Consider the following 26,796-nt stretch of genomic DNA (forward strand, 5'->3'; position numbering starts at 1 on the left):
GGAAGATCGCCGGATGCGCAAAGACCGGAACCGAGGAAAGAACCAGGATGAGTTCGAGAGGTTCCTTGATCCAGGGGAATTGATTCTATGGCGTGGCGAAGCAGGAAGTGGTGTGGCCTTCTCGCCCTTCGATGCCTTTCTCATTCCGTTCGCGCTTGTTTGGACCTCTGTGCCCCTATCCATGATTGGGTTGACCTCGACTGGCATGGCGTCACAGTCGAACGACATTGATGCCTTCTTTATACCCTTTACTATCGTTCCTCTTCTGTTCGTAATATTCGGATGTTATCTCCTGTTTGGTCGCTTTCTTATTGATATGAGGAGGCGATCCAAAACTTCGTATGCTTTGACGAATGATCGAGCTCTTATTTTTAAACCGGGAGGTTCCCTCGAGGCTAGAGCCATTAATCCTTCTACTGAGCTAACATTGAAAACTGGTCGAAAAGGTTCGTTGACCTTTGGTTCCTCCACCTTAAACTTCTTCGATCCAATGGCTCAAATTGCTATGTTGACTGGGCAGAAGGCAGGGTTTGTTTTCGAGCGGATTGATGACGCCGAAAAGGTCTACCGTCTAGTGAGAAACCTTCAGAAAGAACAGCAATAGCTTTCGTCTGCTGGTCGTCCTTACCGACGGGCCTACAATCAACGGGCGACCTTAGGAGCAGATCCATGAACAACAGCGCCTTTCTGCCATCGGCAGCCTACCGCCTCTACGACCGCTACTGCCACGGTGAGATCGACCGGAGAGCCTTCTTCGATGGGCTCGGCCGGGTGGCGGGGGGCGCTGCAGCCGCCTCGGCCATGGCGGCGGCGCTTCTGCCGAACTACGCCCTGGCGCAGCAGGTCAAACCCGACGACCCCCGCATCAGGACCGAGCGCTTCTCCTACGACTCGCCTGACGGCGCCGGGAAGATGCAGGGGCTCCTGGCGCGTCCGAAGGAGGTGATCGAGGTCCCGGCCGTCCTGGTCGTGCACGAGAACCGCGGGCTCAACCCTTACGTCGAGGACGTGGCGCGCAGGCTCGCGCTGGAGGGGTATGTGGCGCTGGCCCCCGACGCTCTGTTCCCGCTAGGCGGCTATCCGGGCAATGACGATGACGGCCGCGCCATGCAGCGCGAGCGGGACCGCGCCGAGATGGTGGCGGACTTCCGCGCCGGTGCCCTCGCCGTGAGGGGCCACGAGCAGTCGACCGGTAAGCTCGGCGCGGTGGGTTTCTGCTTTGGCGGTTATGTGGTGAACGAGCTTGCCGTGACCATGCCTGAGCTCGATGCCGCCGTGCCCTATTACGGCGGCTGGCCAGAAGCATCGCAGGCGGAGGATCTGTCGGCGGCGCTGATGGTGCAGCTCGCGGGCCTCGACGACCGTGTGAATGCGGGCTGGCCTCCTTACGAGGAAGCGCTGCTCGAAGCGGGCAAGAGCTACTCCGCCCATATCTATGAGGGTGTGAACCACGGCTTCCACAACGACTCGACCAGCCGCTACGACGAAGAAGCCGCTGAGCTTTCCTGGGAGAGGACGCTGGCCTTCTTCAAGGAGCAGCTCAGCTAGGCAGCACTTTGGAGGCGATCGCGAAGGCCTCTTCGTACTCTTCTTGCGAGGGGGTCTCGTCATCCACCCCCTCGCCCCAGCCGTCGCCGCCGCGCTTTTGTAGCAAGGTGGTGTCGGCGCGGCGGTAGGCCGTGATCCCTTGATAAGAGATGGCGACGGGCGGCGCATGACGGCGGGACATCCAGGCGATCTGCCCACGGACGGGGATCAGGCTCTCGTCGCCGAACAGCGCCTTGGCGCCGTAGCCCGCTGCGTTAACGACGATGGGCTGGGGTAGGCTTTCCAGCTCCTGCCTGTCGCGGAAGCGGCGAATGGAGAGCTGCCCGCCCGCCGCCTCGAACTGCGCCCTGATGGCCTGAACGTAACCGGGAATGTCGAAGCCGAGACGCTGGGTACGGACGGCGTAGCGGGCACGCAGGCCAAGCTCTGCAGTGCTGACCTCGCGCGGGGCGGGTGTCAGCTCTTCCAGGCGCCGTTCCAGCGGGCCTAGCCGCGCCGACGGTGCGTCGTCGTCCAGCTCGAAACGGGCGGTCATCGCGGCCATGCCGGTGAAGCGCAGGTGACGGCGATAGGCCGTCCGTGCCCACCCCTCCCACCTAGCGGCGAAGCCTTCGTCTCGGCGCATGGTCAATCGGCTGTCGGGCGTCCAGAAGCCGGTGGCGAAGGCAGACCGGGTGCGGAGGGGCGGCTCGGCGGTGTAGATGGTGACATGGCACCCTGCTTCTTGCAGCGTGAGCGCGGTCGTCAGTCCGATGGCGCCCGCACCGATGACGGCGACGGGCGCTGCCTCGCCCACCAGACGCCGCACTTCCTCCGCACACCCCCAGGAAAGCGACCAGCCTGCTCCCCCATGGCCGTAATGGTGGATCAGGCGTTTGGAGCCAAGCGCCTCCTCTTCGATGCGAGGACCGTCGGGCCGGTAGGGGCGGATGCAGACCGTTATCCGCTTAAGACGGTCAGGTGCGAAATCCGCTGCCCTGAGGTCGATCACCGCCTGCGCATCTCGGCGATAGCGCGCAATCCCTCGCGATAGGTAGGGTAGGTCAGCGTACCCACCAGCTCACGAAGCCGACCGTTCCCGAGCCGCTTGCTCTCCGCGTAGAAGCTCCTTGCCATGGGCGATAGCTCCTCTTCGATGTCCTCGAAGCGCTGAAGGGGCGGTGGTTCGATACCGAGCAGCTCGGCGGCGAAGGTGATCGGATCGGCCGGGGGCGAGGGCTCGTCATCGGCGAAGTTGACGATCGCGGGCGGGTTCTCCGCTTCGGCCAAGGCATACAGCCCCCTGACGATATCGTCCCGGTGGATACGGTTGAAGACGTGGCCCGGCTTTTCCAGCCGCCTCGTCAGTCCTGCCCTTGCGCCCGTGGTGTCGCCCGAAAGGCTGTCCACCGCGCTACGCCCCGGCCCGTAGATACCCGCCAATCGGCAGAGGGTGAGGGTGGCGCCGTTCTCTTCGGCAAAATCGGCCCACGTCCTCTCAGCGGCGAGCCGGGCCTTGCCCCGCTCCGTTCCGGGACGGCACTCCATCTCCTCATCGACCCAACCGCCGCCGTGGTCGCCGTAAACGCCGGAGGAGGAGAGATAGAGGATTTGAGGCGCTCTGATGAAAGGGCGAGGCCCGAACCCTTGGAGCGCGTGAAGAGCGGGGCATCCGTCGTCACCGGGCGGTGTGCTGACGACCAGAAGGTCCGCCTCTTCGATCCTGTCGCGGGGCAGGTTGCCGCCCGCTCCCCAGACCAGGGGGCTGACGCCGGTGCCTGCGATCTGCATGGCTTTTGAAGGCGAGCGGGTGGTGCCCGCAACGTTGCAGCCTGCAGAGGCCAGCTTCGCGGCGAAGGGGGCCGCAGTGTAGCCGAGCCCGAGGACGAGAACGTCGGTCATGTCGCGAGCTGCGAGAGGATGCGGTCCGAGGCTTCCTCCAGAAGGTCGAGCACGTGTTCGAACCCGTCCTCGCCGCCGTAATAGGGGTCGGGGACATCCTGGTCCATCAGCTTGGAGACCCAGGCTGTCCAGCCCGGCAGGCGCAGCTCTTCGATGTCCGCGAGGTTGCTGTCGTCCATGGCGTAGATGGCGTCGAAGTCGAAACCGTCACCGTCGGAGAACTGCCGCGCCCGCAAGGTTGAGAGGTCGTAGCCGCGCTTTTTTGCAGCGGCCACCATGCGGGGGTCAGACGGCCCGCCCACATGCCAGCCGCCTGTTCCGGCGCTGTCCACCTCTATGTTGAGGCCCCGAGATGCGGCGCGGGCCCGGAACACACCTTCCGCGGCGGGGGAGCGGCAGATGTTTCCCAGGCAGACGAACAGCACCTTCATGCAGCGGCGCCCTCTTCGCTTGGCTCGGCGTCCATCTGCAGCTCCTCCAGCTCACGGTTGAGGAAGAAGGAGATCAAAGTACGCACGGCCACGACGATGGCGAGCACGATGACGTCCTCCAGGGTGCGGTTGACGATGGTGAAGAGGATGTCGGCCACGATCATGAACTCGAGGCCAGCGAGGATATAGGTGCCGAGCCGCAACCTCGCCTCGGCGAAGGCGGAGGAGACGCGGCGCTTGCCCATCACCCCTCGGTTCAGAATGGTCCACAGGAAGAGCGCCGCGCCCGAGATAAGGAGCAGCGCCGCAATCGCCTCGATGACGAAGCCCGCCGCCTGAAACAGAAAGGCCGCGAACGCCTCAGCCTCTTCCAGCATTCTCCTGCTCCTCTTCGATGAAGCGTTCGATCTCTTCCTCGAGGATACTGAGGGGCAGGGCGCCGTTGGCGAGCACGGCGTCGTGGAAGCGGCGCACATCGAAGCTCTCGCCCAGCTCGCTCTCGGCACGCTCGCGCAGCTCCCTGATCTTCAGCTCACCGATCTTGTAGGCCAGCGCCTGACCGGGCCAGGTGATGTAGCGGTCCACCTCGCGGGTGATGTTGTTCTCGCTGAGGCCGGTGTTCTCCAGCATGTAGTCGATCGCCTCCTGCCGCGACCAGCCCTTGGCGTGCATGCCCGTATCCACCACCAGGCGGCAGGCCCGCCACATCTCGTAGGAGAGCCGCCCGAAATCGGTCTCCGGCGCGTCGTAGAAACCGGTCTCGAGCCCGAGCCGCTCTGAGTAGAGCCCCCACCCCTCGGTAAAGGCGGTGAAGCCGCCGAAGCGCCGGAACTCCGGCAGGTCCAGCTCCTGGGTGAGGGCGACTTGGAGGTGATGGCCGGGCACGGCCTCGTGCAGGGTCAGAGCCTCGAGCTCGTAAAGGGGTCTCGTCTCCAGCTTGGTGGTGTTGAGCCAGTAGGTCCCCCCCCGCGTGCCGTCGGCGGCGGGGCCGGAGTAGTAGGCCGTGGTCGTCCCCTCGGCCACATCCAGCGGGATGGGCTGGATGTCGTAGGGCATACGCGGGAGGACCGTGAAGAGCTCCACCAGCTTGCCGTCCATCTTCTTGGCGATGACGGAGGCAGCCGCCAGGCGTTCTTCCGCGGTCTCAGGGTAGAACTTGGGATCGGTGCGCAGGTACTGCTGGAAGCTGGCGAGGTCCGCAAAGCCGGCCTCGCCTGCGACCTCCTCCATCTCCGCGCGAATGCGGGCGACCTCGGACAGCCCCACCTCGTGCACCTCGTCCGGGGTCATGTCGGTGGTCGTGTAGCTGCGGGTGCGGTAGGCGTAAAAGTCCTCGCCGCCGGGAAAGCTCGACGCGCCGACATCCTGGCGGCAGGCGGGCCGGTAGGTCCCCTCATAGAAGGCGGCGAAGCGCTGGAAGGCGGGCAGCACCCCTTCCTCGATCAGGCGGGCGGCGCTCTCCCGGTCGGCATCGGTGGCGCGGTCCGAGGTCGTGAGCGGGGCGTAGAAGGCCGACTCCTCGGGCGTGCCGACGAGGTGGGTGCGGTAGGTCCGCTCATGCCCCTCCATCGCCTTGCAGGGCTGGGTCCAGCCTTCATCCACCGCTTCGGACAGGCGGGCGATCACCGCGTCCATCGCATCCGGCATGGCGTCGAGACGGGCGAGGTAGCTGTCGATATCCTCCCGCCGCCTGAGGCTCGCCCGCTCCGCCAGCCTGACGAAGCCGAGATGCGGCGCGGAGTAGGTGGTGATGGTGAGGTAGCGCCCGCCGGTTTGCGACGACTCGATCTCGTCCTCGAGCTCGGTCATGAGGAGGCGGCGGTTGAGGTCCTCCTCCGGCGCGAGGTTTCCCCCCTCCAGCTCGTTTAGCCTCGCCAGCAGTGCCCGGCGCGCTTCCACCCCCTCGGCATAGGCCTCCAAGGAGGCGTCGGGCAGGCGGCCCCGCCCGCTCGCCTCGCCAAGCTGCTCTGCCAGCACGGGGTTCTCCTCCAGGACCAGCGCCCAGTGGTCCTCCATGATCGAGGCGAGGCTGTCTTCCTCCTGCTGGCCTTCCGGCTGGCTCGCTTGATTGGTGGCGACTTGCGCGCGGGGGGCGGCCTGGTCGGAACAGGCGGTGATGAGAAGGAGAGCGAGGGAGCTGAGGGCGATGTTCTTCATCAGCGGACTGTAACGGTTTTTCGCTTCCCTTCGGAAGGGCTGTTCTGCAAATGTACTCGCCTAATTGCAGTTCATCGGGGCATGACGTGGCACAGCAGGCGCAGCTACTGGCGGAGGTGGCACCCGTGATGCGGGTCAAGGTGCTGCTGCCCCTGCCCATGGGGGCAGGCTACGACTATGCCGTACCGGAGGATCTGAGCCTCACCCCAGGCGATATCGTCAGCGTGCCCCTCGGCCCGCGCGAGGTGACCGGCGTCGTCTGGCCAGGCGGCGCGGACGGCAAGGTCCCCGATGAGAAGCTGAAACCAGTCAAGCGCCAGTTCTCCGTGCCCCGCCTGTCGCCGCAGCTGATGGATTTCGTCGACTGGGTGGCGAGCTACTACATGGTGCCCAAGGGCGCCGTCCTGCGCATGGTGCTGCGGCGCGAGCAGGGGCTGGCCGATGTCAAAGGCAAGACCGGCTTTCGCCGCTGCGCCGTACCGCCCCATGTCAAACTGACGGCCAAGCGCAAGGCGGTTCTGGAGGCGGCAGGCGACCGGGCGCTCTCCGCCCGTGAGCTGGCCGAGGCGGCAGGGGTGACCGACGGCGTGGTGCGCTCCCTGGCCGAGGCGGGGGCGCTGGAGCCGGTGATGTTCGACCCCGACCCGCCTTTCGGCGCGCCTGATCCTGATGCGGGGCGTAAGGAGCTTTCCCAGCAGCAGGAGGCGGGCGCCGCCGAGCTGCGTGCCCTGGTCCGCGATGGGCAGGGCACAGCGCTTCTCGACGGGGTGACGGGCTCGGGCAAGACCGAGGTCTATTTCGAGGCTGTGGCCGAAGCCCTGCGCGCCGACCCGGAAGCGCAGGTTCTGGTCATGCTGCCCGAGATCGCGCTGACCCTTCCCTTCCTCAAACGCTTGGAAGAGCGCTTCGGTACGCCGCCCGCCCACTGGCACTCGGACGTCTCCTCTGCAGGCAGACGGCGTGTGTGGAAGCGGGTGCTCGACGGCTCGGCAAGGCTCGTGGTGGGGGCGCGCTCGGCGCTGTTCCTGCCCTGGCAGAAGCTCAAGCTCATCGTCATCGACGAGGAGCACGACCAAGCCTACAAGCAGCAGGACGGCATCCTCTACCACGCCCGCGACATGGCCGTGGCCATGGGGGCGAGGCAGGGGTTTCCGGTGGTGCTCGCTTCAGCGACGCCGTCGCTGGAGACCGTGCACAATTGCGAGCTAGGCCGCTACAGCCGGGTACGCCTGCCCAGCCGCTATGGTCCCGCTGTGTTGCCCGATGTCGAGGTGCTCGACCTGCGCGCTGTTCCTCCGGAGGCGAACCGTTGGCTGGCTGAGCCTGCAGTAGCGGAAATCACCGAGACGCTGATTCGCGGCAAGCAGGTGCTCCTCTATCTCAACCGGCGCGGCTATGCCCCGGTGACGATCTGCAGGCGTTGCGGTGAGCGGATGACCGCGCCGGACAGCGACACTTGGCTGGTGGAGCATCGGTACACGAACCGTCTTATCTGTCACCAGACCGGCTTCTCCATGCCCAAGCCGGAGGCCTGTCCGCATTGCCAGGCGAAGGACACGCTGGCGCCGTGTGGCCCCGGTGTGGAGCGGGTGGCGGAGGAAGCCAAGGAGCGATGGCCCGACAAGGTGGTGGAGATCTTCTCCTCCGACACCGTCGAGGCGCCAGGTTCAGCGAAAGCGCTCTTGGAACGGATGACCGCAGGCGAAATTGATATTCTGGTGGCGACCCAAGCCGCAGCCAAGGGGCACAACTTCCCTGGACTGACGTTAGTCGTCGGGGTGGACGCCGACCTCGGCCTATCCGGCGGCGACCTCCGCGCGGCAGAGCGGACCTACCAGGTGCTCTCGCAAGTCTCGGGCCGGGCGGGTCGGGCGAAGGACAAGGGCCGGGTGCTCTTGCAAAGCTACCAGCCGGACCACTCGGTGAACCTGGCGCTCACCAGCGGCGACCGGGACGCTTTCTTCGGCGCGGAGCTCCACTGCCGCGACGAGATCGGCATGCCTCCCTTCGGGCGGCTGGCATCGGTCATTCTGTCAGCGGAGGACGAGCGAAAGCTCCTAGAAGAGGCCCGCGCTCTGGCCTCCCACGTACCGCATGCCGAGGGGATCGAAGTCTGGGGCCCCGCCCCCGCCCCCTTCTACCGCCTGCGCGGTATCTACCGCCAGCGCTTCCTCATCAGGGGGCGGAAGAAGTCGAACCTGCAGGCTTTTGCCAGCGACTGGCTGGCTGGTGTGAAGGGGACGAGCGCGGTTCGGCGCGTGGTGGATATCGATCCGTATAACTTTTTCTAGACGTTGCGTAGCCCTCTCAGCCTGTCGGCAGCTCCCCCACCCGTGGGGGAGCGAAGTAGGACCAACCCTTCAACCTGCGCCCCTCCCCCATCACATGGGTAGGTGCCCGTAGGGCGGAGGGGGCTGCTGCCTACCAAGGCAGGTCCTCACCGCTGAAGCTCGTGAACGTCGCTTTGTCGCTCGGCTTCAGCCCCTCGATCACCTTGGCCAAACCCTTGGCGCTCTCCTCCGGCGAGATGTTGCCGTTCGGCCCGCCCATATCGGTCCGTACCCAACCGGGATGCAGCGTGCCGACAGCGATGCCCTCGCCCTTCAGCTCGGCAGCAGCGCAGGTCATGGCCATATTGAGAGCCGTCTTCGAGACCCGGTAGGCCACAGCGCCTTGCGAGGCGTCGGCGATCGAGCCCATCTTGGACGTGATGGCGACGAGCTTCTTTCCTTCGGACCTGCGCGCATGGGGCAGGAAGGCCCGTAGCGTCTCGACCGTGCCCGTAAGGTTCACCTCCAGCGTGCGCGAGAGGTTCTCGGCACTGACCTTCTCAAAGCTCTGATCCTCGTCGGGCAGGCCGTAGATGCCAGCATTGGCGATGACGATGTCGATCGGTTCGCTGATCTCCTTAGCCAGTTCGCCAAGGCGCCCGTGATCGGTGGTGTCGAGCTGGTGGATATGGACGCTGCCCGCGATGCCGCTCAGCTCACGCGCTTCCGAAGGGGTGCGGCAGCAGGCGTGAACCGTCGCGCCTTCCCCGGCGTAGTGACGGGTGAGTTCCAAGCCGATGCCTCTATTGGCGCCGGTGATCAGTACAGTGGTCATGGAATGGTCCTCGTAGGGCGGCTCGCGCAGCGTACGGCCGTGTTAGAGTGAGATGTAAGAAGGCGGCACGCTGCGCGAGCCGCCCTACGGGCTACAGCATCTCCACCGCGACAGCGGCCGCTTCACCGCCGCCGATGCAGATGCCCGCCGCGCCGCGCTTGAAGCCGCGGTACTTCAGCGCGTTGACGAGACCGGAGACGATCCGTGCGCCGCTGGCGCCGATGGGGTGGCCGAGGGCGCAGGCGCCGCCATGGACGTTCATGCGGTCATGCTCGATGCCGAGCTCCTCCATCGCCGCCATGGGCACCACGGCGAAGGCCTCGTTGACCTCGAACAGGTCGTAGTCGGACTGCCGGTGTCCTTCTGCGTCGAAGAGTTTCTGTAGCGCGCCGACGGGGGCTGTGGTGAACCAGGCGGGTTCCTGGGCGTGCGACGTCATCGCGGTGATCTTCGCCAGTGGCGAGAGGCCCCTGGCATCTGCCTCGCTCTTCCGCATCAGGACCACCGCTGCGGCGCCGTCGGAGATGGAGGAGGCATTGGCCGCCGTCACCGTACCGCCCTCGCGGCGAAAGGCAGGCTTCAAGGAGGGGATCTTCTCCCGCCGCGCCTTAAACGGCTGCTCGTCCTTATCATAGGTTGCCGAGCCGGAGCGGCTTTCGATGGTCACGGGGACGATCTCGTCCCGGAAGGCTTCTTCGGAGGCGGCGAGCGCCCGATCGAGGGAAGCGATGGCGTACTCGTCCTGCGCCTCGCGGGAGAACTCGTACTTGTCCGCGCACAGCTCCGCGAAACTGCCCATCAGCCCGCCCTCATAGGCGTCTTCGAGACCGTCGAAGAACATGTGGTCGATGACCTGGCCGTGGCCCATCCGGTAGCCCGAGCGCGCCTTAGGCAGAAGATAGGGGGCGTTCGACATGGACTCCATGCCGCCTGCCACGCCGATCTTCACCGATCCGGCGGCGATGGCTTGCGCCATCTGCATGATGGTCTTCATGCCCGAGCCGCACATCTTGTTGATGGTGGTGCAGGGCACGGATTTGGGCAGGCCACCATGGATTGCAGCCTGGCGGGCGGGGGCTTGCCCCTGACCTGCGGGCAGGACGCAGCCCATGAGCACTTCCTCGATATCGTCGGGCTTGATACCCGCCCGCTTCACTGCACCGCGTATTGCAGCAGCGCCCAGCTTAGCGGCGGGCAGGTCGGACATCTCCCCTTGAAGACCGCCCATGGGCGTGCGCGCGTGGGAGACAAGAACGATGGGGTCATCGGTGGGAAGAAGCATGGGGCACTCCGCTCAGGCTGGCTCGGCTGTTGCCGACCCCCTAGCGGAAATGATGACGCCCGGTCACCCGCGGTCGTCAGGCGCTCCGGGTCGTGATCGGCTCGCGAGACCAAGACAGACAAGCAGGGCAGCAATCAGCGGCCAGACAGGGGCCGATGCGGTCTCGGCGGCAGGGCTTTGGACAGCCGCCGCTGCCGTTTCCGCAGCCTGAAAGAGCACGATTGAGCTTTCGATCATGCACTGCACATAGCAGGAAATCGCCTGCATGAAGAGCCCCTTTCTCTCAATATCTCGCGACTGCGAAGAAGGCGGACGAGAAGGAACATGCAAAGGGCGCGCCACCGCCCTTCGCGCGTTCGCAGGGTCTAGCTCACCGCCTCGGCCAGCTCGCCCTTGTCCATCTTCGAGCGGCCCTCGACATCCTGCTCCTTGGCTTTCTCGTACAGCTCCTCTTTCGTGTAGTCCGAAAGATTGCTGCTGCTTTGTTTGTTGAGCGCCTCGATCAGCTCGTCCTTGGACATGTCGGACCGGCCGTCGATGTCCTGGTCCTGAGCCATGTCGTAGAGCTCCTCCTTGGTTTTGCCCTGAAGGGCGTTCTCGCTGCCCTTCTTGCGGCCGTTCTCGTCGGTGGCGTCCTCGATGGCGTCCAGAAGCTCGTCCTTGGTCATGGAGGAGCGTCCCTCGATCTCGAGGTCCTCGGCCCGCTCCATCAGCATCTCCTTGGTCGGGCCGCCGTCTTTGATCTTGGAGACCTTCTCCTTCACGTCGTCGGGCTGGTCCACATACTGGCCGTCGCCGTTCTTTTTCTTCTTGGTGGAGCGGGCGTACTCGTCCTCGGTGAGGAGCATGCGCACTTTTTTGGGCAGGTAGCGCTCGCCGGTCTCGCCGCTTTCTCCGCCGGACTTGGTGCCCCAGTCCTCCTCGGTCCACTCGTGAAGGTCCGTCTCGTCCTGGTCGGGGCCGTCATCCTCGTAGCCGCCGCCGCGCTTTTTGTACTTCTGCACGGCAAGCTGCGCCTTGCGCGCCGACCACTGGCCCGGATCGCCGCCCTTGTCTGATTCTTTCACCTCCTCCTTGACCTCTTCCCAGAGTTCGGGGTCGGTTTTCTTGGCTTCGGCCATGATGTGTCTCCTCTCACCCTCGCCAACGGGGAGGAGAGGGTGCCTGTTCCAGCGGCGCTCAGCCGCAGACGGGGCAGCCAGGGTCGCGCTCGATCGTGACCTGGCGCATGGAGGGAGGCCGCAGCTCGGCGATGGTGAGAAGGCAGTTCGGTCCCGCATCGCCTACCAGGAAGCGGATCGCCTCCGCCGCTGCCAGGCTGCCGACCAGTCCCACCACCGGGCCGAGCACTCCGTCGCGGTCGCATACGCCGTCCTCCGCAGCCCCCTCGGGCACGAAGCAAGCGTAGCAGGGACCGGGCCGGCCGAAACGGCCGACATAGCCGGAGAAGCGGGAGGCGGCGGAGGAGATGAGCGGTATGTCCGCTTCTAGGGCAGCGCGGTTGATGATATGCCGGGCGGCGATCCTGTCGGTGCCTTCTATGACCAGGTCTGCGCCTTTGAGCAGGCTACGCGGCGTTTCAGGGCCGAACATCTCCGGGTGGGGGCGGATGTCGATCTCGCTGTTGACGGCACGCAGCCGCTCGGCCGCTGCCTCGGCCTTGGGTCTTCCAATGTCAGCCTCGGTGTAGAGGGTTTGGCGCTGAAGGTTCGACAGCTCCACCCGGTCGCCATCGACCACGGTGATCCGGCCCACCCCCGCCCCTGCGATATAGCTAAGGATCGGGCAGCCAAGCCCACCGGCGCCGATCACCACCACCTGGGCGGCAGCAAGAGCCTTCTGGCCCTGACCGCCCACCTCAGGCAGCAGAACATGATGCTTGTAGCGCATGGAAGGGGTTTGCCCCGTCCTCAGGCTCCAGTCGAGCCGAAGCCGCCCTCGCCGCGCAGCGACTCCGGAAGGGGTTCATTCCGCTCCTCGAACAATGCGCGTAAGTAAGGAGCGATCACCATCTGGGCGACCCGCATGCCGCGGGTCACGGTGAAGGTCTCCTGGCCGAGATTGACCAGCGGCACCTTCAGCTCGCCGCGATAGTCGCTGTCCACCGTGCCGGGCGCGTTGATGACGGTGACGCCGTGCTTGGAGGAGAGGCCGGAGCGCGGGCGCACCTGGGCCTCGGTGCCGGGGGCGAGAGCGATCTGCAAACCCGTGGGCACGAGCGCGCGCTGGCCCGGCTGCAGGACGAGGTCCTCATCCACGGCGGCGCGGAGGTCGCAGCCTGCCGAGCCCTCCGTTTCGTAGGAGGGGAGGTCTAGGCCCTCGGCATGAGGCAAGCGGCGGATGAGAACGGGGGTGTCTTGGATCATCCGTTCTTCTTGAGCACTTCGCCCGCGAGATAAAGACTGCCGCAGATGAGAACCCTCGGCTGCCCCTCGCCGGAGCGGCCGAAGGCGTCGGCGGCGAAGGTGAGAGCCTCCTCGACCGACCCCATGGGCTTGGCGGAGAGGCCTGCTTCTTCGGCCTGCTTGGCGAGAACCTCAGGAGAGGCCGCGGCCTTAGTGTCGGCCTTCACCGTCAGCACGAGGGAGGCAAGCCCCTCGAAAGCAGAGAGGAAGCCGCCCGCGTCCTTGTTCTTCTGCATCCCCACGACCAGGACCAGGGGTCGCGGCGCGCGCTCTTCGAGGTCGGCCAGCGCCCGCGCCAGCGCCCGCCCGGCATGGGGGTTGTGGCCGCCGTCGAGCCAGAGCTCGCCGGGATCGCCTGCGTGCTTGGTGACCAAGGCGGTGAGCGGCCCCGGCTTCAGGCGCTGTAGGCGAGCGGGCCACTCCGCCGCCTCGATCCCCATGGCGATGAGCTCCTCGGCGGGGGCGAGCCCGGCGGCCTTGAGCGCCGCCACGGCCAGGGCTGCGTTATCGATCTGGTGGCTGCCCTGAAGCCTCGGGAGCGGCAGGTCGGAGAGGCCCTGCTCGTCCTCATAGGTGAAGCCGCCGCCCTCGCGTGCCACCTGCCAGTCCTCGCCCAAGATGTGCTGATCGGCGCCCAGCGCCAAAGCGCGGCTGCGCAGCACCTCCATGACTTCGGGGCGCTGGCTGCCGGTGACCATGACCGAGCCCGGCTTGATGATGCCCGCCTTCTCGAAGGCGATCTCCTCCAGGGTTTCGCCAAGCCAGTCCTGGTGGTCGAGGCCGATGGGGGTGATGACCGTGGCCCTGGGGGCGGTGACGACATTGGTCGCGTCTAGCCTGCCACCGAGGCCTGTCTCCAGAAGCACCACATCGCCGGGTGTCTCGGCGAAGGCTAGGAAAGCCGCGGCCGTTGCGGCCTCGAAATAGGTCAGCGGCAAGTCGCCTGCGGCTGCCTCGCAGCGCCCTAGGACCAAGGCCAGCTCCTCATCGGTGATTTCCTGACCGGCCAGGGTGATGCGCTCGTTGAAGCGGACGAGATGGGGGGAGGTGTAGGTGTGAACCCTCAGGCCGCCTGCCGCGAGGATCGTGCGCATGAAGGCGAGGGTCGAGCCCTTGCCGTTGGTGCCGGCCACATGGATCACCGGGGGCAGCTTGTCCTGCGGGTCGCCGAGCCGCTGAAGCGCCGCGCGGATGCGATCAAGGCCGAGAATGATCTCGGCGGGATTGGTGTTCTCGAAGCGGGTGAGGAGGCGTTCGACCTCTGCCCTGGCGCCGGTCTGGGTCATGGGTTCGTTCACAGCCTATCTCTCCCGCGCGTGGGATAGGTCGACATCTTCGATTTCGGGTGAGGGGATCGGCGAAGCCGTAGCGTCTGTGACTTGCTGCTGCCGCAGCCTTCTCCGGTTCGAAAAGGTCCCCCGGACCTTTTCGTTTGCTACGCAAACCACCTCCGAAGCCCCCTCACCCTCGGTCCCTCTCCCGTGAACGGCAGAGGGAGGCGATAGAGGCACCCGTTTCGCCCTAATCCCCAACCTACTCAGCAGCTTCAGGCAGCTCGGCTACAGCCTCGTCCTCGACCGAAGCCTCGCCCTCGTCGTCATTGGCCGCTTCGATCACCGCCTCGGGCGCCATCAGCACGCTCAGGATGGCGCCGAGCTCCGCGGTCATCTGGCGGCGGTCGGTGACCCGGTCCACCATCCCCTTCTCGCGCAGGTACTCGGACTTCTGGAAGTCCTCGGGCAGCTTCTCGCGGATGGTCTGCTCGATCACCCGAGGGCCTGCGAAGCCGATGAGGGCGCCCGGTTCGGCCAGGTGGATATCGCCCAGCATGGCGTAGCTCGCCGTGACCCCGCCGGTGGTGGGGTTGGTGAGGACCACGATATAGGGCAGCCCCGCCTCGCGCAGCTTCTGCACCGCGATGGTCGAGCGCGGCATTTGCATCAGGGAGAGAATGCCCTCCTGCATGCGCGCGCCGCCCGATGCGGTGACGACGATCAGCGCAGCGCGGGCCTCCACGGCGGCGTCGGCCGCGGCGAGAAGCCCCTCGCCAATGGCCGTGCCCATGGAGCCGCCCATGAAGCGGAAGTTCTGCACGGCTACGACCGCCGCGCGCTCCCCGATCCGGCCCCGGCCCACCAGCAGCGCATCGCGCTCGCCCGTGCGCTTGCGGTAGTCCTTGAGCCGCGCGACATAGGGCTTGGTGTCCCTGAACTTGAGCGGATCGTCGGCGGTATGGGGCAGCTCGATGCGCTCCCACTTCTCACCCAGAAGGCTGTTCAGCCGGGCACCAGCGGGTAGCGGGTGATGGAAGCCGCAGGAGGGGCAGACCATCTCTTCGGCCTCTAAGTCCTTGCCGTAGGTCATCTGCTCGCAGGACGGGCACTTCGTCCACAAGGCGTCGGACTTGTCGTCTTGCTGCCGAAACATCTTCTTGATGCCCGGAGGGGTGATGTCGTCGAGCCAGCTCATGAAACGCTCCCTTCGCCGTGGACGGCGGCGGCGATCTCCCGCGCCAGATCCAATGTGGCCTCGTGCCCCCTTACCGCAAGCGTCTTAACCAGCGCTGAGCCGACGACCACGGCATCGGCATGTTGCGCCGCAGCACGGGCTGAGACCGCATCCTTGATGCCGAAACCGGCCGCAATGGGCAAGCTGGTGCGTTCCCTGAGCCGCGCAATGGCCTCGCCAAGCTCGTCATCGGCGGCCGAGCGGTCGCCCGTCACCCCGGCCACGGCCACGTAGTAGAGAAAGCCCGAAGCGCGCTCGAGCACGGCGTCGATCCTGTCCTCGCGGGTGGTGGGGGTGGCGAGGCGGATCATCGAAAGACCCGCCTTATGAGCCATCATGTCGAGCCCGCTGCTCTCCTCGGGGGGCAGGTCCACGACGATCAGCCCATCGGCGCCCGCTTCGACGGCATCGCTGGCGAAGTCCGGCCCGTATTGCAGCACCGGGTTGGCGTAGCCCATCAGGATCACGGGCGTCTCATGCCCCGCCTGCCTGAAGCGGCGCACCATCTCCATCGTCTTCTTGAGGGTCTGCCCGCCAGCCAGCGCCCGCTGCCCCGCCTCGGCGATGACCGGACCGTCGGCCATGGGGTCGGTGAAGGGAAAGCCCACCTCGATCACGTCCGCCCCGGCGCCCGGCAAGGCATGAAGAAGCCCCTCGGAGGCTTCGAGGTCGGGATCGCCGCCCATGATGAAGGGAATGAAGGCACGGCGGCCTTCGGCGCGGAGCCGGTCGAAGGTAGGGGTCAGTCTGGTCACGGGCGCTCCATGGATAAAGAGCGCGGGACTTGCAAGCCGCCGCCCTCCTCAAACTGAGAAGGGCGGGTCGGCGCTGCGCTCACTCTACGGGCGGAAAGACCACATCCGTATAGTCGATGGTGACCGTGCTGAGGCCGCTGGTGGCGTAGTGCCAGGTGTAGTCCCTCGGTCCCGCCTTCACCTTGTCCGAGCTCGCCCAGTCCCTGTAGAACATGGTGTTCAGCGTGATCTCGGCTTCGGTATGCTGCCGGTCCGAGATGTTCAGGATGCCCATCTTGATATTGGTGGGGTCCCATTCGTCGCGAAGGCTGCGGCGCTCGCCGTGCTTGGCGATGAAGTCGGCCACGGTGAACTCGATCGCATCAGGGGCGTAGACCTCGTCCGTATCGCAGACCATCGTATCACCTTCCGCCTTGCACTCGTCGGGCAGGTTCAAGGTGGGAAGGGCGTGGTAGACTTCCGTGCTGTCCGCGGCGTCGAGGAGTCCCATCATGTAGAGGAAGATCTCTGACCAGCGTCCGTCCTCATCGTCCACGGGGGCGAGGCGGAATACATCTTCAGTGGAAGTTGCTTCGAGATCGACTGAGTACTTCGTCGTTTCAGGAGGGAAGCGGACGACGATCTCCTTCAGGTCTCCGTCACCCCTGTACCACATCGGCCCCTGCAGCGTGCCGTCGGTGGTGTTCTGCCCTTCGATGTGGACACCGTCGCCGAAGTTCCAGGCGCCATCTTCCGTGGACGGGAAGTTTCTTGTTTCGATGCCCAGCAGAGCATGACCGATCTCGTGGGTCATGCCGCCTTCGAAGGTGTGAGCGGCGAAGTTGACGCCCATCAGTTCGGGGTGGGCCGCACCGTCAACCATGACATGGAAATTGTTCTTCACCCCGGTCTCGAGACCGATGTTCTCGACCCAGTCGTTGGCTCTCGCGTAGTTCGCGCCAGCGAAAGGCTGGCTGGTGTCGCGGGTCTGGATAGTGAACAGGTCGAAGACGTTACCGGCAATGCCCCAAGCGTAGAGATAGGGCGTGCCCCGGTCCGGGTTCGAGAGCTCCCAGAACGCCTCGGTGCGCACGGCGTACTCGTCGCCGATGGAGAGGAAGAAACCGGCGTCGTTCATCCGCACGCCGTCCATCACGTCACGCACCTCGACCGTGCCTCTCAGGGCGGGGTTCAGGAAGGTCGTGTGGTCGCGCCTGACCCAGTCCTCGACCAGCGTGAAGCGGGCTTCGAGGCAGGAGGCGGTGAAGACGCCGTCCCCCGCCGTCAGGTCGCCGTTCGTTCCGTCGTCATAGAGGTAGGGGTCGATATCGCCGCCCATGTCTTTCATGGGAAAGCCCTGGCCGAACTCGGACACACGCATGCGCGATGCCCCTGAACCGTCGCGGCGGTAGTAGGTGAAGGTCTCGTCCATGAAAATCGTACCGGGCTCCGTCAGACGGACGGCATCCGTGTGGCTGTCGATCATCGCTTGGGTGGTCAAGGCGTGGCTGGGAGAAACGTTCTCACCGAGCAAGCACGAGCCCACCCGCGAAGGCTCCCACGCTTTGTCGAAGGTGGTGTCCTCGGCATTGACGACAGGCAGAATACCGGGGTTGGCGAAGACCGCGCCTTCAGCGGCGGATGCCGGGGGAGTCGGATCGGGCTCGGGTTCAGGCGTCGGCTCCGGAGCTGGCGTCGGATCGGACGGCGCAGGCGCTGAGGGCTGCGGGGTCGATTGGCTTCCCCCACCGCCGCCGCCGCAGCCGGCCAACAGAAACGCGACAGCGCTTGCCGACAGCGCGGCCTTTACAGGAAAACTGGTCATGATCGTACTGCCCCTTACCGCCGTACTCACGGCGCTGTGACGTTAGATCACAACGGTTAGGCGGCAGCAAGATGGATGCACCGGCTTGGACAAGGCTAATGGGTTGAGCCGATAGGGCTTCCCGGCGGGATGACCGGCTCTTCGGGCACGCGGCTGCGGCTCATGGCGGGGGCTTGGAGGTGGCTCTCGATCTCAGCGGCGAGGAAGGCCGATTGGGCGTCCGGCCTTCGGTCGAGGAACGCTGCCAAGCTCCGCAGCGCCGATTGCAGCTCGGCACGGACCGCCGTCGAGAGGCCGTCCCCATCCGCTGTAATGAGCGCCGCCACCAGCCGCGCCTCGACGAGGCGGGCGAGGGCCTCCTCCTGCCCGTTAGTGCTCTCGGCGTTCAGCGTGCGGCGGATGAGGGTGTCCAGCACTTCCGCCACCGACGGGTTGTCGCTCCGCCGTGCGTGGAACTGCGCGAGCCGCTCCAGCCTCGCCGGTGCCAAGATGGCGCCGAGGGTGATGTCGGCGGAGGCCTCGGCGGCGCTCATCAGGTCGAAGACCGCGCCGGTCTCGCTGCCGAACTGCTCCCTCGCGGAAGCGAAGGGCATGGCTCCTGCGCCCGGCGGAAGCTGAGCGAGGAGGTCTTCGCTGACGGCTAGGAAGGAGGGCGTCAGGGTACGCATAACCGCATCTAGCGCTTCTCGCTGCTGTTCGGCGGGTACGACCTCAACCGGCGTAGGGTCGCCGCCTGCCTGTCCGTAGGCGAAGCTTGCCCCGCCGATGGATTTGGCGGCGGCGGCGGTCTGGTAGCGGTGGTAGAGATAGATCGGCACCAGCACCTGGCGAAGGCGGTCGGCGGCCTGACCCTCGGCCACACGGTCCTCACCGAAATTCTCGAGGGCAATGCGGCGCACCTCAATCACATTAGCAAGCTCCGCCACCGGATCATTGCCGTTGTCCCAGACGGCGGCTTGGGGATGAGCCGTACCCGCGCCCCTGCCATGGCCGTCCTGGATGAAGGGCAGGCCCTTCTCGCGTGCCTCCTCGATCAGCGTAACGGCATCCTCCCCGCCATAGAGCCAGCGCACGGTGAGTTTGTCCCACTCGCCGAGGCCGGTGTCATAGACCTGGCTGAAGTCGAGCTCGCCGTTCCGTGCGATGACGAAAGGCGCAGGGTAGTCCATGACTGAAGAGCGATCGGCAGTGCTGGCCGCGAAGTTGTGGCCGAAGCCGAGGGCGTGGCCGACCTCATGGGCCGCAAGCTGACGAATGCGGGCGAGGCTCATCTCGGTGGGGTCGTCCGCGTTGCCGCTGCCCGTGGCGCCTGTGCCTGCCAGCCCTTCGAAGATCATCCGGTCCTGGCGCACGCGCTGGGAGCCTAAGATGACGTTGCCCTTCAGCATCTCGCCGGTGCGGGGGTCCGCCACGGCGCCGCCATAGGACCAGCCGCGGGTCTGCCGGTGCACCCAGCGGATCACGTTGTAGCGGATGTCGCTGGGATGAATGCCCTCGGGCAGCTCCTCGACGCGGTACATATCGGGTAGACCCGCCGCCTCGAAACCCTCCGCCCACCAACCGGCGCCTTCGATGAGGGCGGACTTGACCGGTTCGGGCGCGCCTCGGTCCACATAGAAGACGATGGGTTCGCCCTCTTCAATGCGGTGGCGCAGGGCGAAGGCGCGGGGGACCTCTTCGTTCAGGGGTGCGGAGTAGTCGTAAACCACCGCCTCGAACGTACCGAAGCGAGCATCCGCAGGCTTCATCTCGTAGCCCTCACCCGGTAGCCTCGCGAGGGTGTGGTGGAGGGTCAGGGTGACGGCCTTGGCATAGGGTGCGGTACGCTGAATCTCCGTCTGTGGCTCGTTGCCTGAGAAAGTCAGCTCGACGTCGATCTCGGTGTTGTCGTCGAAGCCCAGAACCGAGCCCTGGGAAAGCATGGAGCGCTCCTTGTCGAGGCTGAAGCCGTCCAGCACCTCGCCGATGCCAAGAAGGTCGGAGAGGAAGAGATCGGTCACATCGACCCTGACCCCGTTATCGGTCACCTCTTCGGCGGTCTTGGAGAAGAGGATTGAGCGGCCGAAGCTCTCTTCCACTGCGCGGCGCTCGTCCTCGTTCTCGGCACTGGCGCGGAAGGCGCTGTTCTCCGCCTCCACGGTCACGCGGCTACCGTTCGTCCGGAAGCGGATCACCCGGCCCCGCTCCCCGAAGCCCCGGTCGAGGCCGATAGGGTTCGACCCCAGCCCAGCGGTCAGGGACATGGCGTGGATGGCGCGCAGGTTCACCCCGTTCTCGTCCGCAGGCGGCAGGGTCGCGATCAGCCTGCCGTCCTCGGTCAGCTCCAGGGGGAGGAAGCCGGAGACGCTCTCGGCGATCTCCGTTTCGTCGTCCTGGTTCTCGGGCGTATCGGCGCCGCTGCAGGCCATCAGCATCGCGGCAGCGCTTATGAGAAGTAGGTTGCGCATGGTGGTCATCCCCTCGTCCCGGCCACGCTACGCAAGGCGGGGAGGGGCGACAAGGCTGCGTTCCACCAATCGCCATGGAGGATAAAGCTTATCGGGACTGAACATATGACGGCGGGAGGGCGGTCCGGTTAGGCTACGTTTCATGGAGATACTTACCCGCATCGCATGGGCCGCTCTCGCCCTTCTGCACCTCGCTCCCGCTGCCGTTCTGTTCATCCCCTCGATGGTAAGCAGGCTCTACGGCGCCGATCCATCAGGGGATGTGGGCGTGCTCCTGGTCCATCGCGGGGCGCTGTTCCTGGCGGTGGTGCTGGTATCGCTACTCGCCGTCTTCGACCCTAGCGCGAGACGCGCTGCCAGTCTGGTTGCGGCAGTCAGTATGCTGGGTTTTATAGTGGTCTATGCGAGAGCGGGAATGCCTGAGGGCGCGCTGGCCAAAATCGCTGTAGCCGACGCTATGGGTTTGGTCCCGCTGGCGCTGGTTCTGTGGACGGCTTGGAGGGGGTAGGTCTTTTGCTCCGTCTTCCCATGGTCGCGTAGCGATCCGTGAGACCCATCTCCTAAAGAGTGTTCCAGGTGGGCCGTTCGGAGTTGGGTCCCACGGACAAGCCGTGGGAAGGCGTCTCAAAAGAAGACGAGCCTAGACCTCGACCCCCAGCGCCGCTGCGACGGTGAACACGTCCTTGTCCCCCCGGCCGCACATATTGAGGAGGAGGATCTGGTCCTCGTCCATCTCCGCGGCGGTATCGAGGGCGCGGGCGAGGGCGTGGCTTGGCTCAAGCGCGGGGATGATGCCCTCCAGCTTGGCGCAGAGTTGGAAGCAGGCGAGCGCCTCTTCATCCGTGGCCGACACGTATTCGACGCGGCCACTCTCATGCAGCCAGGAGTGCTCTGGGCCGATGCCTGGGTAGTCGAGCCCTGCCGAGATCGAGTGGGCGTCGTCGATCTGTCCGTGCTCGTCCTGAAGAAGATAGGTCTTGTTGCCGTGGAGGACGCCGGGTTTGCCGCCGGTGAGGGAGGCTGCGTGTTCCGAAGTGTTCAGACCCTTGCCAGCCGCCTCGACGCCGATGAGGCGTACGCTCTCATCGTCGAGGAAGGGATGGAAGAGGCCGATGGCGTTGGAGCCGCCGCCGATGCACGCCATGGCGACATCGGGCAGGCGGCCTTCCGCCTTCATCATCTGGGCTTTGGCCTCGTCGCCGATCACGGATTGGAAGTCGCGCACCATCATGGGGTAGGGGTGTGGGCCAGCCGCCGTGCCGATCACATAGAACGTGTCCGCCACATTGGTGACCCAGTCGCGCAGCGCCTCGTTCATGGCGTCCTTCAGCGTACCCTTGCCGGAGGTGGCGGGCACGATCTCGGCGCCGAGGAGCTTCATGCGGAAGACGTTGGGCTTTTGCCGCTCGATATCCTCGGCGCCCATATAGACGACGCAGGGCAGGCCCATCAGAGCACAGACGGTCGCCGTGGCGACGCCGTGCTGGCCCGCGCCGGTCTCGGCGATGATGCGGGTACGGCCCATGCGCTTAGCCAGCAGTACCTGACCGACGCAGTTGTTGATCTTATGCGCGCCGGTATGGTTCAGCTCGTCGCGCTTTAGGTAGATCTTGGCGCCCTTACCCTTGGGTGCGGACGCTCTGACATGCTCGGTCAGGCGGCCCGCATAGGTCAGGGGCGAGGGGCGGCCCACATACTCCGCCAAAAGACGATCGAGCTCTTCTCGGAACGAGGGGTCGGCCTTCGCTTCCTCATAGGAGCGGCCCAGCTCCAGGATCAGCGGCATGAGCGTTTCGGCGACGTAGCGTCCGCCGAACTGGCCGAAATGGCCGGTCTCGTCCGGTCCCTGGCGGTAGCTGTTGAGGGCGGCTTGGCGTGCGTCGTCGGGCATGGCGGTCTCCGTAGAGAGGCGCTGTAGCGAGCTGTTGCCTTCTTGGAAACACCTGCAAGATGGGGCCATTCTCCACACCTCGAAGGGCAGCTATGACCTCGCAGTACCTCTCCAACATCGCCCTCGTTGTCAGGGACTACGATGAGGCCATCGCCTACTACACCGGAAAGCTAGGCTTCGAACTTCTTGAGGATACGAGGCTGTCGGCGACCAAGCGTTGGGTCAGGGTTGCGCCGCCCGGCGGAGCCCAGACGGCACTCCTTCTCGCCAAGGCCTCAAGCCCTGAGCAGGAGGAAGCCATCGGACGCCAGACCGGGGGGCGGGTGTTCCTCTTTTTGGAGACCGACGATTTCGAGCGCGACTACCGGCGCTATCACGAGGCCGGCGTGGCTTTCGTGGAGAAGCCGCGCGGGGAGGAGTACGGCCGGGTGGTTGTTTTCGAGGACCTCTACGGCAACCGCTGGGACCTCATCGGGCGGCGCGGGCGGCCTGGGTGAAGGCGGCGATCAGTTCCGCATCCTTGACGCCCTTCTCCCGCTCCACCCCGGACGAGACATCCACCCCGGCAAAGCTTGGATGCTTCTGCATCCGGCTCACGGCCTTACCGACATTGCCCGGCGTCAGGCCGCCTCCGAGCAGGAACTTACGCTCGCCCCTATACCCGTCCAGCAAGCCCCAGTCGAAGGCCTGGCCGTGACCGCCCTGCTGCGCTGAGCCGTCAGGCGGCTTGGCGTCGAAGAGCAGGGCACTGCCCGAGCGCCCATCCGCTGCCTCAGCCTCTTTCGCCTCCGAAACGGCCACGGCGCGCAAAACCGGTAGGCCGATCTCCGCTTCGACCCGCTCGGCAAAGGCGTCGTCCTCCTGCCCGTGGAGCTGCACCCGGTCGAGACCCACGGCCTGGTGGGTAGCGGCGACCTCCTCGAACGCGTTGTCCGCGAAGAGGCCCACCACCTCGGCCCGACCGAAGAGGACGTCCCGCACCTGCCGCGCCTCCCGCAGAGAGACATGGCGCGGGCTCTGACGGGCAAAGACGAGTCCGCCTAGCTGCGCGCCTGCCTCCACGGCAGCGTTCGCGTCCTCCGGCCTGCGAAGGCCGCAGATCTTGATCAGCAGCGGCTGGGCCATCAGCGAAGGGCGGGGAGGGTGGTGCCGCGGCGTCCGGTAGCAGGCGTATCGCCTGCCTGCTTCGCCTCGCGCTCCAGCTCGGCAATGCGGCGGCGCTGCTTGCGCGATTTGCGCCGTGTCTTGCCCATGGAGATCCACATGCCCATCGCCCCCAGGATGAAGCCGATGAACAGCGTTCCGGAAAGGGCCATCCAAAGGGGCGCGGTAACCGATGCCGCGGGGTCCTCGAGCGAGAGAGGGTCGAAGCTGACCGTGACCGGCATCCTGTTCGCGAACAGGAAGGCGACCAGCAGAACGGACAGCAGGAACAAGAAGAGGTTGGTGATGAACCGCGACATGCCCGCTATGTGGCCGGGTTGCAGGTCAAAGGAAAGGTGGCTTGTTGCGTCATCTGCACCGGCGCAGCCTGACTAGCGGTCGTCCTCGTTCAGGCGCTCGCGAATCTCCTTGCCGGCCTTGAAGAAGGGCACCCACTTCTCCTCCACATCGACGGCATCGCCGGTGCGGGGGTTGCGCCCCTGCCTAGCCTCGCGGTGGCGGACGGAGAAGGCGCCGAAGCCGCGCAGCTCCACGCGGTCGCCGCTTGCCAGCGCCTCGGTGATCTCTTCGAAGATGACGCCCACGGCCTGTTCGACATCCTTGGCGAAAAGGTGCGGGTTCTCGTCGGCGAGTTTCTGGATGAGCTCAGACTTGATCACGCTTGCGCTCCGGCGGGTCTGCGTTCCTCTTGCGGAGACCGAGGGACGAGGCGGCTAAACTTAGGATAACTTCTGAAGCACGTTCGTAGCCCACCGGTCAACGGCCCGGCGAGCGGTACTGTCCACTGTCGAGAAGCTGTGAACCACGAGAATACTGAGCTGTAAGGACCCTCATCGTGAGCGGATAGGTCCTGTACGTGGTTTTGTGCACGGAGTCCAACCGGTTCCGAAACGATATCTTTGCGACGTCGTGCCGCACAATCCCATGGTGGTATAAAGGCGAGGTCAGGAAAGAAGCGAGAGATCTCGCTTGAACGTGATGCCGGGGATGCCGCCCGGCGCTGACCTGCCGCATCGGAAAACCACCGTCTGGCCGGGAAAAGAGCGAGACGCCGCGGGGCTTCTGAACTAACTGCCTTCGAGAAAAAGCATCGCAAGGGGTTCCATGCCGCAGGAGAAGACCGTCCCGTTCGGCCAGCGCGACGTCGCACCGGAGGAGAAAGCGCCGCTCGTCGGCGAGGTCTTCCGCTCGGTGGCCACCAGCTACGACGTCATGAACGATCTCATGTCGGGCGGGATGCACCGTGTGTGGAAGTCCGTCACCATCGACCGCATGAACCCCCAGCCGGGTCACCATCTGATCGACGTAGCGGGCGGGACCGGCGACATCGCAGGCAGCTTTCTGGACCGGGCGAGCCTGCGCGAGCCTCGGGGGCGTAAGCCGGCCGACGCGGTGGTCTGCGACATCAACCACGCGATGCTCAAAGCCGGGGCCGGGCGCTCTCCTGCCGCGCGCATCTGCGGGGATGCCGAGAGGCTGCCCTTCGCGGACCGTCTCTTCTCCCACTACTCGATCGGCTTCGGCATCCGCAACGTAACGGACAGGGCGGCGGCCTTGCGCGAGGCGCACCGGGTACTGGGGTATGGCGGCAGGCTCTTCGTGCTCGAGTTCAGCCAGCCCCCCCAGGACGGCTTCCGTACCCTCTACGACCGCTACTCGGACGTGGTGATCCCGCGCTTGGGAGAAGCCGTCGCCGGTGATCGGGAGAGCTACCAGTATCTCGTGGACTCCATCCGCCGCTTCCCCGGACCGGAAGCCCTTGCCCGCGAGATCGAGGAGGCGGGCTTCCGCCGGGTCCGGTTCGAGCGCTTCACCGGGGGGATCGCGGTCCTCCATATGGCCGCCAAGATCTGATGCTCCGGACCCTACGGAACTTCCTCCGCCTCCTCGGCGCGGGCTTCGTCCTGGCGCGGCACGATGCGCTGATCCCGCGCGAGTTCGATCACCAGGTGCCCCCTGGGGTGCGGCTCTTCGGCTGGCTGACCAGGATCGGTACGCGGACGAAAGGGCGAAGGCCAGGACAGCGCCTCGCCGATGCCCTGGCGGGACAGGGACCGGCCTACGTGAAGTTCGGCCAGCTCCTGGCGACCAGGCCGGACATTGTCGGCGCTGAGATCGCGGGCGACCTCGGCAGGCTTCAGGACAGGATGCCCCCCTTCCCCCTAAACGAGGCCAGGGAGGAGATCAGCCGTACCTTGATGCGGCCGGTGGACGAGCTGTTCCAGTCCCTGTCCGAGCCCGTGGCCGCCGCCTCCATCGCGCAGGTCCATCAGGGGGTGACGACGGACGGCAGGAAGGTGGCAGTCAAGGTGCTCCGCCCACGTATCGAACGCAAGGCCAAGCGCGAGTTCGAGGTCTTGGCCCTCGGTGCGCGCATCGTGGAGGCCGTCGTGCCCGCCTCGCGGAGGCTCGAGCCGCGCAAGTTCATCGAGACCCTGAGGCACAGCTCCGAACTCGAGCTCGATCTGCGGCTCGAAGGGGGCTCCGCCTCGGAGCTGAAGGAGAACCTGCGTGGTTTCTCCGGCGTGGTGGTGCCAGAGGTCGACTGGCAGCGGACGGCGCGCCGCGTCCTGACCACCGAGTGGGTGGAGGGGGTGCCGGTCTCGGACCCAGAGAGCCTTGCCCGAACGACGGCGGACCGGCGGGCGCTGGCGGTGACGGCCATGCGCTGCTTCCTCACCCAGGCTCTGGACCACGGCTTCTTCCACGCCGACATGCATCAGGGGAACCTGTTCGTGGACGGGCAGGGGAGGCTGGTCCTCGTCGACTTCGGGATCATGGGCCGCCTCGACCGGCGGGCGCGCCGCGCCTTTGCCGAGATCATCTACGGTTTCATCAGCCGCGACTACATGCGCGCGGCCAAAGCCCATTTCGACGCGGGCTACGTGCCCGAGCACTTCAACGTCGAGGCCTTCGCCACGGCGCTCAGGGCCGTGGGCGAGCCGATCTTCGGCAAGAAGGCGGACGAGCTTGACATGTCGCGCGTGCTGCAGCAGCTCTTCGACGTCACCGACGTCTTCGACATGCATCTGAGGCCCGAGCTGGTGCTCCTGCAGCGGACCATGGTGGTGGTGGAGGGGGTGGCGCGGGTCCTCGACCCCGAGATCGACCTCTGGGACACCGCAGAGCCCATCGTCCGCGACTACGTGAAAAGAGAGGTCGGCGCGAGGGCCATCCGTGAGCAGATCAAGGAGAACGGCGCTTCGGCGGCCAAGCTGTTCGAGCACTTCCCCGAGTTCGCCGACGCGGCGAGCCGGCTCGCTTCCGATCTCAGCGAGGGCGGCATCAGCCTGTCCGACGACACGATCGTCAGGCTGGCCAGGGCGCTCAAGGGCAAGCCCCTGGATCAGCAGCGCTAGAGCCAATTCCGATCGAATTGTCTCTAGGTTCTTTTCGGTGGTCGCACTTTCTAACGCCC

The 26,796-nt window shown here is 65.8% G+C and carries 26 protein-coding genes; 7 read left to right on the plus strand and 19 right to left on the minus strand.

What is annotated here, in order from left to right; genetic code table 11:
* The first annotated feature begins 13 nt into the window (after positions 1–13).
* Together NOG11_RS00600 and NOG11_RS00605 are read left to right on the plus strand one after the other, a co-directional pair.
* Positions 14–604 carry a G protein-coupled receptor family protein gene (locus NOG11_RS00600; protein ID WP_256617679.1) on the plus strand — a complete coding sequence of 197 codons (591 nt, stop codon included), beginning with the start codon at positions 14–16 and terminating at the stop codon, positions 602–604.
* Positions 605–669: 65 nt separating this feature from the next.
* On the plus strand, positions 670–1,548 hold the full coding sequence (locus tag NOG11_RS00605; RefSeq protein WP_256617680.1) for a dienelactone hydrolase family protein: 879 nt from the start codon (positions 670–672) through the stop codon (positions 1,546–1,548).
* On the opposite strand, the gene NOG11_RS00610 is transcribed toward NOG11_RS00605, so the two are convergent.
* The 5 genes from NOG11_RS00610 to NOG11_RS00630 are packed head-to-tail and all read right to left on the minus strand — an operon-like array spanning position 1,541 to position 6,017.
* On the minus strand, positions 1,541–2,539 hold the full coding sequence (locus NOG11_RS00610) for an FAD-dependent oxidoreductase (RefSeq protein ID WP_256617681.1): 999 nt from the start codon (positions 2,537–2,539) through the stop codon (positions 1,541–1,543). The two genes, NOG11_RS00605 and NOG11_RS00610, sit on opposite strands and share 8 nt — an antisense overlap.
* Entirely contained in the window at positions 2,536–3,429 is an 894-nt protein-coding gene (locus NOG11_RS00615; protein ID WP_256617682.1) for an SDR family oxidoreductase, read from the minus strand. The genes NOG11_RS00610 and NOG11_RS00615 overlap by 4 nt, the downstream gene beginning before the upstream one ends.
* On the minus strand, positions 3,426–3,860 hold the full coding sequence (locus NOG11_RS00620) for a low molecular weight protein-tyrosine-phosphatase (RefSeq protein WP_256617683.1): 435 nt from the start codon (positions 3,858–3,860) through the stop codon (positions 3,426–3,428). Before NOG11_RS00620 ends, NOG11_RS00615 begins: the two co-directional genes overlap by 4 nt.
* Entirely contained in the window at positions 3,857–4,237 is a 381-nt protein-coding gene (locus NOG11_RS00625) for a DUF1622 domain-containing protein (protein ID WP_256617684.1), read from the minus strand. Before NOG11_RS00625 ends, NOG11_RS00620 begins: the two co-directional genes overlap by 4 nt.
* Positions 4,221–6,017 carry a DUF885 domain-containing protein gene (locus NOG11_RS00630; protein WP_256617685.1) on the minus strand — a complete coding sequence of 599 codons (1,797 nt, stop codon included), beginning with the start codon at positions 6,015–6,017 and terminating at the stop codon, positions 4,221–4,223. Before NOG11_RS00630 ends, NOG11_RS00625 begins: the two co-directional genes overlap by 17 nt.
* An 86-nt stretch (positions 6,018–6,103) precedes the next feature.
* Between NOG11_RS00630 and NOG11_RS00635 the strand changes: the two genes are divergently transcribed.
* Positions 6,104–8,308, plus strand: coding sequence for a primosomal protein N' (locus NOG11_RS00635; RefSeq protein WP_256617686.1), 2,205 nt, complete (start codon positions 6,104–6,106; stop codon positions 8,306–8,308).
* Between the two features lie 130 nt (positions 8,309–8,438).
* Here the strand turns inward: NOG11_RS00635 and NOG11_RS00640 are convergent, their stop codons facing one another.
* From NOG11_RS00640 to NOG11_RS00685, 10 genes are all read right to left on the minus strand, one after another.
* Positions 8,439–9,122, minus strand: coding sequence for an SDR family oxidoreductase (locus tag NOG11_RS00640; RefSeq protein WP_256617687.1), 684 nt, complete (start codon positions 9,120–9,122; stop codon positions 8,439–8,441).
* A gap of 91 nt (positions 9,123–9,213) precedes the next feature.
* Positions 9,214–10,404 (minus strand): acetyl-CoA C-acyltransferase, encoded by a 1,191-nt coding sequence (locus NOG11_RS00645; RefSeq protein ID WP_256617688.1) that lies wholly within the window; start codon positions 10,402–10,404, stop codon positions 9,214–9,216.
* Between the two features lie 365 nt (positions 10,405–10,769).
* Positions 10,770–11,525 carry a Rho termination factor N-terminal domain-containing protein gene (locus NOG11_RS00650; RefSeq protein WP_256617689.1) on the minus strand — a complete coding sequence of 252 codons (756 nt, stop codon included), beginning with the start codon at positions 11,523–11,525 and terminating at the stop codon, positions 10,770–10,772.
* Positions 11,526–11,583: 58 nt separating this feature from the next.
* Entirely contained in the window at positions 11,584–12,294 is a 711-nt protein-coding gene (locus tag NOG11_RS00655) for a HesA/MoeB/ThiF family protein (protein ID WP_256617690.1), read from the minus strand.
* Positions 12,295–12,314: 20 nt separating this feature from the next.
* Complete coding sequence (gene dut, locus NOG11_RS00660) at positions 12,315–12,770, minus strand: dUTP diphosphatase (RefSeq protein WP_256617691.1); 456 nt, start codon at positions 12,768–12,770, stop codon at positions 12,315–12,317.
* Positions 12,767–14,107 (minus strand): bifunctional folylpolyglutamate synthase/dihydrofolate synthase, encoded by a 1,341-nt coding sequence (locus NOG11_RS00665; RefSeq protein WP_256617692.1) that lies wholly within the window; start codon positions 14,105–14,107, stop codon positions 12,767–12,769. Before NOG11_RS00665 ends, dut begins: the two co-directional genes overlap by 4 nt.
* 235 nt (positions 14,108–14,342) lie before the next feature.
* A complete protein-coding gene (gene accD, locus NOG11_RS00670; protein ID WP_256617693.1) occupies positions 14,343–15,278 on the minus strand; it encodes an acetyl-CoA carboxylase, carboxyltransferase subunit beta in 936 nt (311 codons plus the stop codon).
* Positions 15,275–16,072 carry a tryptophan synthase subunit alpha gene (gene trpA, locus NOG11_RS00675; protein ID WP_256617694.1) on the minus strand — a complete coding sequence of 266 codons (798 nt, stop codon included), beginning with the start codon at positions 16,070–16,072 and terminating at the stop codon, positions 15,275–15,277. The genes accD and trpA overlap by 4 nt, the downstream gene beginning before the upstream one ends.
* Positions 16,073–16,151: 79 nt before the next feature.
* Positions 16,152–17,876, minus strand: coding sequence for a choice-of-anchor X domain-containing protein (locus NOG11_RS00680; protein WP_256617695.1), 1,725 nt, complete (start codon positions 17,874–17,876; stop codon positions 16,152–16,154).
* Positions 17,877–17,971: 95 nt separating this feature from the next.
* Positions 17,972–20,323 carry a zinc-dependent metalloprotease gene (locus NOG11_RS00685; RefSeq protein WP_256617696.1) on the minus strand — a complete coding sequence of 784 codons (2,352 nt, stop codon included), beginning with the start codon at positions 20,321–20,323 and terminating at the stop codon, positions 17,972–17,974.
* Positions 20,324–20,465: 142 nt separating this feature from the next.
* Between NOG11_RS00685 and NOG11_RS00690 the strand changes: the two genes are divergently transcribed.
* Positions 20,466–20,831, plus strand: a complete 366-nt coding sequence (locus NOG11_RS00690) for a hypothetical protein (protein ID WP_256617697.1) — start codon at positions 20,466–20,468, stop codon at positions 20,829–20,831.
* A gap of 132 nt (positions 20,832–20,963) precedes the next feature.
* On the opposite strand, the gene trpB is transcribed toward NOG11_RS00690, so the two are convergent.
* Positions 20,964–22,214 carry a tryptophan synthase subunit beta gene (gene trpB, locus NOG11_RS00695; RefSeq protein ID WP_256617698.1) on the minus strand — a complete coding sequence of 417 codons (1,251 nt, stop codon included), beginning with the start codon at positions 22,212–22,214 and terminating at the stop codon, positions 20,964–20,966.
* A gap of 92 nt (positions 22,215–22,306) precedes the next feature.
* On the opposite strand from trpB, the gene NOG11_RS00700 reads away from it, so the two are divergent.
* The gene (locus NOG11_RS00700) at positions 22,307–22,711 is read left to right on the plus strand and encodes a VOC family protein (RefSeq protein WP_256617699.1); all 405 of its coding nucleotides are present in this window, start codon (positions 22,307–22,309) and stop codon (positions 22,709–22,711) included.
* Here the strand turns inward: NOG11_RS00700 and NOG11_RS00705 are convergent.
* The 3 genes from NOG11_RS00705 to ihfB all read right to left on the minus strand — a co-directional run bounded on the left by NOG11_RS00705 (position 22,683) and on the right by ihfB (position 24,037).
* Positions 22,683–23,339 (minus strand): phosphoribosylanthranilate isomerase, encoded by a 657-nt coding sequence (locus tag NOG11_RS00705; RefSeq protein ID WP_256617700.1) that lies wholly within the window; start codon positions 23,337–23,339, stop codon positions 22,683–22,685. The genes NOG11_RS00700 and NOG11_RS00705 overlap by 29 nt on opposite strands.
* Positions 23,339–23,677 (minus strand): LapA family protein, encoded by a 339-nt coding sequence (locus NOG11_RS00710; RefSeq protein ID WP_256617701.1) that lies wholly within the window; start codon positions 23,675–23,677, stop codon positions 23,339–23,341. Before NOG11_RS00710 ends, NOG11_RS00705 begins: the two co-directional genes overlap by 1 nt.
* Before the next feature lie 72 nt (positions 23,678–23,749).
* Positions 23,750–24,037 (minus strand): integration host factor subunit beta, encoded by a 288-nt coding sequence (gene ihfB / locus NOG11_RS00715; protein WP_256617702.1) that lies wholly within the window; start codon positions 24,035–24,037, stop codon positions 23,750–23,752.
* A gap of 445 nt (positions 24,038–24,482) precedes the next feature.
* Here ihfB and NOG11_RS00720 point away from each other — a divergent pair, with 445 nt between their 5' ends.
* On the plus strand, positions 24,483–25,232 hold the full coding sequence (locus tag NOG11_RS00720; protein WP_256617703.1) for a class I SAM-dependent methyltransferase: 750 nt from the start codon (positions 24,483–24,485) through the stop codon (positions 25,230–25,232).
* Positions 25,232–26,737 carry a 2-polyprenylphenol 6-hydroxylase gene (gene ubiB, locus NOG11_RS00725; RefSeq protein WP_256617704.1) on the plus strand — a complete coding sequence of 502 codons (1,506 nt, stop codon included), beginning with the start codon at positions 25,232–25,234 and terminating at the stop codon, positions 26,735–26,737. The genes NOG11_RS00720 and ubiB overlap by 1 nt, the downstream gene beginning before the upstream one ends.
* Positions 26,738–26,796 lie beyond the last annotated feature (59 nt).

Source organism: Parvularcula maris (genome assembly GCF_024505085.1).
GTDB classification, from domain to species: Bacteria; Pseudomonadota; Alphaproteobacteria; order Caulobacterales; family Parvularculaceae; genus Parvularcula; species Parvularcula maris.

What these genes read in the sequence shown, in the direction of transcription:
- NOG11_RS00600 (WP_256617679.1), top strand. Translation starts at nt 14, where the DNA reads ATGCGCAAAGACCGGAACCGAGGAAAGAACCAGGATGAGTTCGAGAGG.
- NOG11_RS00605 (WP_256617680.1), top strand. Translation starts at nt 670, where the DNA reads ATGAACAACAGCGCCTTTCTGCCATCGGCAGCCTACCGCCTCTACGAC.
- NOG11_RS00615 (WP_256617682.1), bottom strand. Translation starts at nt 3,429, where the DNA reads ATGACCGACGTTCTCGTCCTCGGGCTCGGCTACACTGCGGCCCCCTTC.
- NOG11_RS00620 (WP_256617683.1), bottom strand. Translation starts at nt 3,860, where the DNA reads ATGAAGGTGCTGTTCGTCTGCCTGGGAAACATCTGCCGCTCCCCCGCC.
- NOG11_RS00625 (WP_256617684.1), bottom strand. Translation starts at nt 4,237, where the DNA reads ATGCTGGAAGAGGCTGAGGCGTTCGCGGCCTTTCTGTTTCAGGCGGCG.
- NOG11_RS00630 (WP_256617685.1), bottom strand. Translation starts at nt 6,017, where the DNA reads ATGAAGAACATCGCCCTCAGCTCCCTCGCTCTCCTTCTCATCACCGCC.
- NOG11_RS00640 (WP_256617687.1), bottom strand. Translation starts at nt 9,122, where the DNA reads ATGACCACTGTACTGATCACCGGCGCCAATAGAGGCATCGGCTTGGAA.
- NOG11_RS00645 (WP_256617688.1), bottom strand. Translation starts at nt 10,404, where the DNA reads ATGCTTCTTCCCACCGATGACCCCATCGTTCTTGTCTCCCACGCGCGC.
- NOG11_RS00650 (WP_256617689.1), bottom strand. Translation starts at nt 11,525, where the DNA reads ATGGCCGAAGCCAAGAAAACCGACCCCGAACTCTGGGAAGAGGTCAAG.
- NOG11_RS00655 (WP_256617690.1), bottom strand. Translation starts at nt 12,294, where the DNA reads ATGCGCTACAAGCATCATGTTCTGCTGCCTGAGGTGGGCGGTCAGGGC.
- dut (WP_256617691.1), bottom strand. Translation starts at nt 12,770, where the DNA reads ATGATCCAAGACACCCCCGTTCTCATCCGCCGCTTGCCTCATGCCGAG.
- accD (WP_256617693.1), bottom strand. Translation starts at nt 15,278, where the DNA reads ATGAGCTGGCTCGACGACATCACCCCTCCGGGCATCAAGAAGATGTTT.
- NOG11_RS00680 (WP_256617695.1), bottom strand. Translation starts at nt 17,876, where the DNA reads ATGACCAGTTTTCCTGTAAAGGCCGCGCTGTCGGCAAGCGCTGTCGCG.
- NOG11_RS00685 (WP_256617696.1), bottom strand. Translation starts at nt 20,323, where the DNA reads ATGCGCAACCTACTTCTCATAAGCGCTGCCGCGATGCTGATGGCCTGC.
- NOG11_RS00690 (WP_256617697.1), top strand. Translation starts at nt 20,466, where the DNA reads ATGGAGATACTTACCCGCATCGCATGGGCCGCTCTCGCCCTTCTGCAC.
- trpB (WP_256617698.1), bottom strand. Translation starts at nt 22,214, where the DNA reads ATGCCCGACGACGCACGCCAAGCCGCCCTCAACAGCTACCGCCAGGGA.
- NOG11_RS00700 (WP_256617699.1), top strand. Translation starts at nt 22,307, where the DNA reads ATGACCTCGCAGTACCTCTCCAACATCGCCCTCGTTGTCAGGGACTAC.
- NOG11_RS00705 (WP_256617700.1), bottom strand. Translation starts at nt 23,339, where the DNA reads ATGGCCCAGCCGCTGCTGATCAAGATCTGCGGCCTTCGCAGGCCGGAG.
- NOG11_RS00710 (WP_256617701.1), bottom strand. Translation starts at nt 23,677, where the DNA reads ATGTCGCGGTTCATCACCAACCTCTTCTTGTTCCTGCTGTCCGTTCTG.
- NOG11_RS00720 (WP_256617703.1), top strand. Translation starts at nt 24,483, where the DNA reads ATGCCGCAGGAGAAGACCGTCCCGTTCGGCCAGCGCGACGTCGCACCG.
- ubiB (WP_256617704.1), top strand. Translation starts at nt 25,232, where the DNA reads ATGCTCCGGACCCTACGGAACTTCCTCCGCCTCCTCGGCGCGGGCTTC.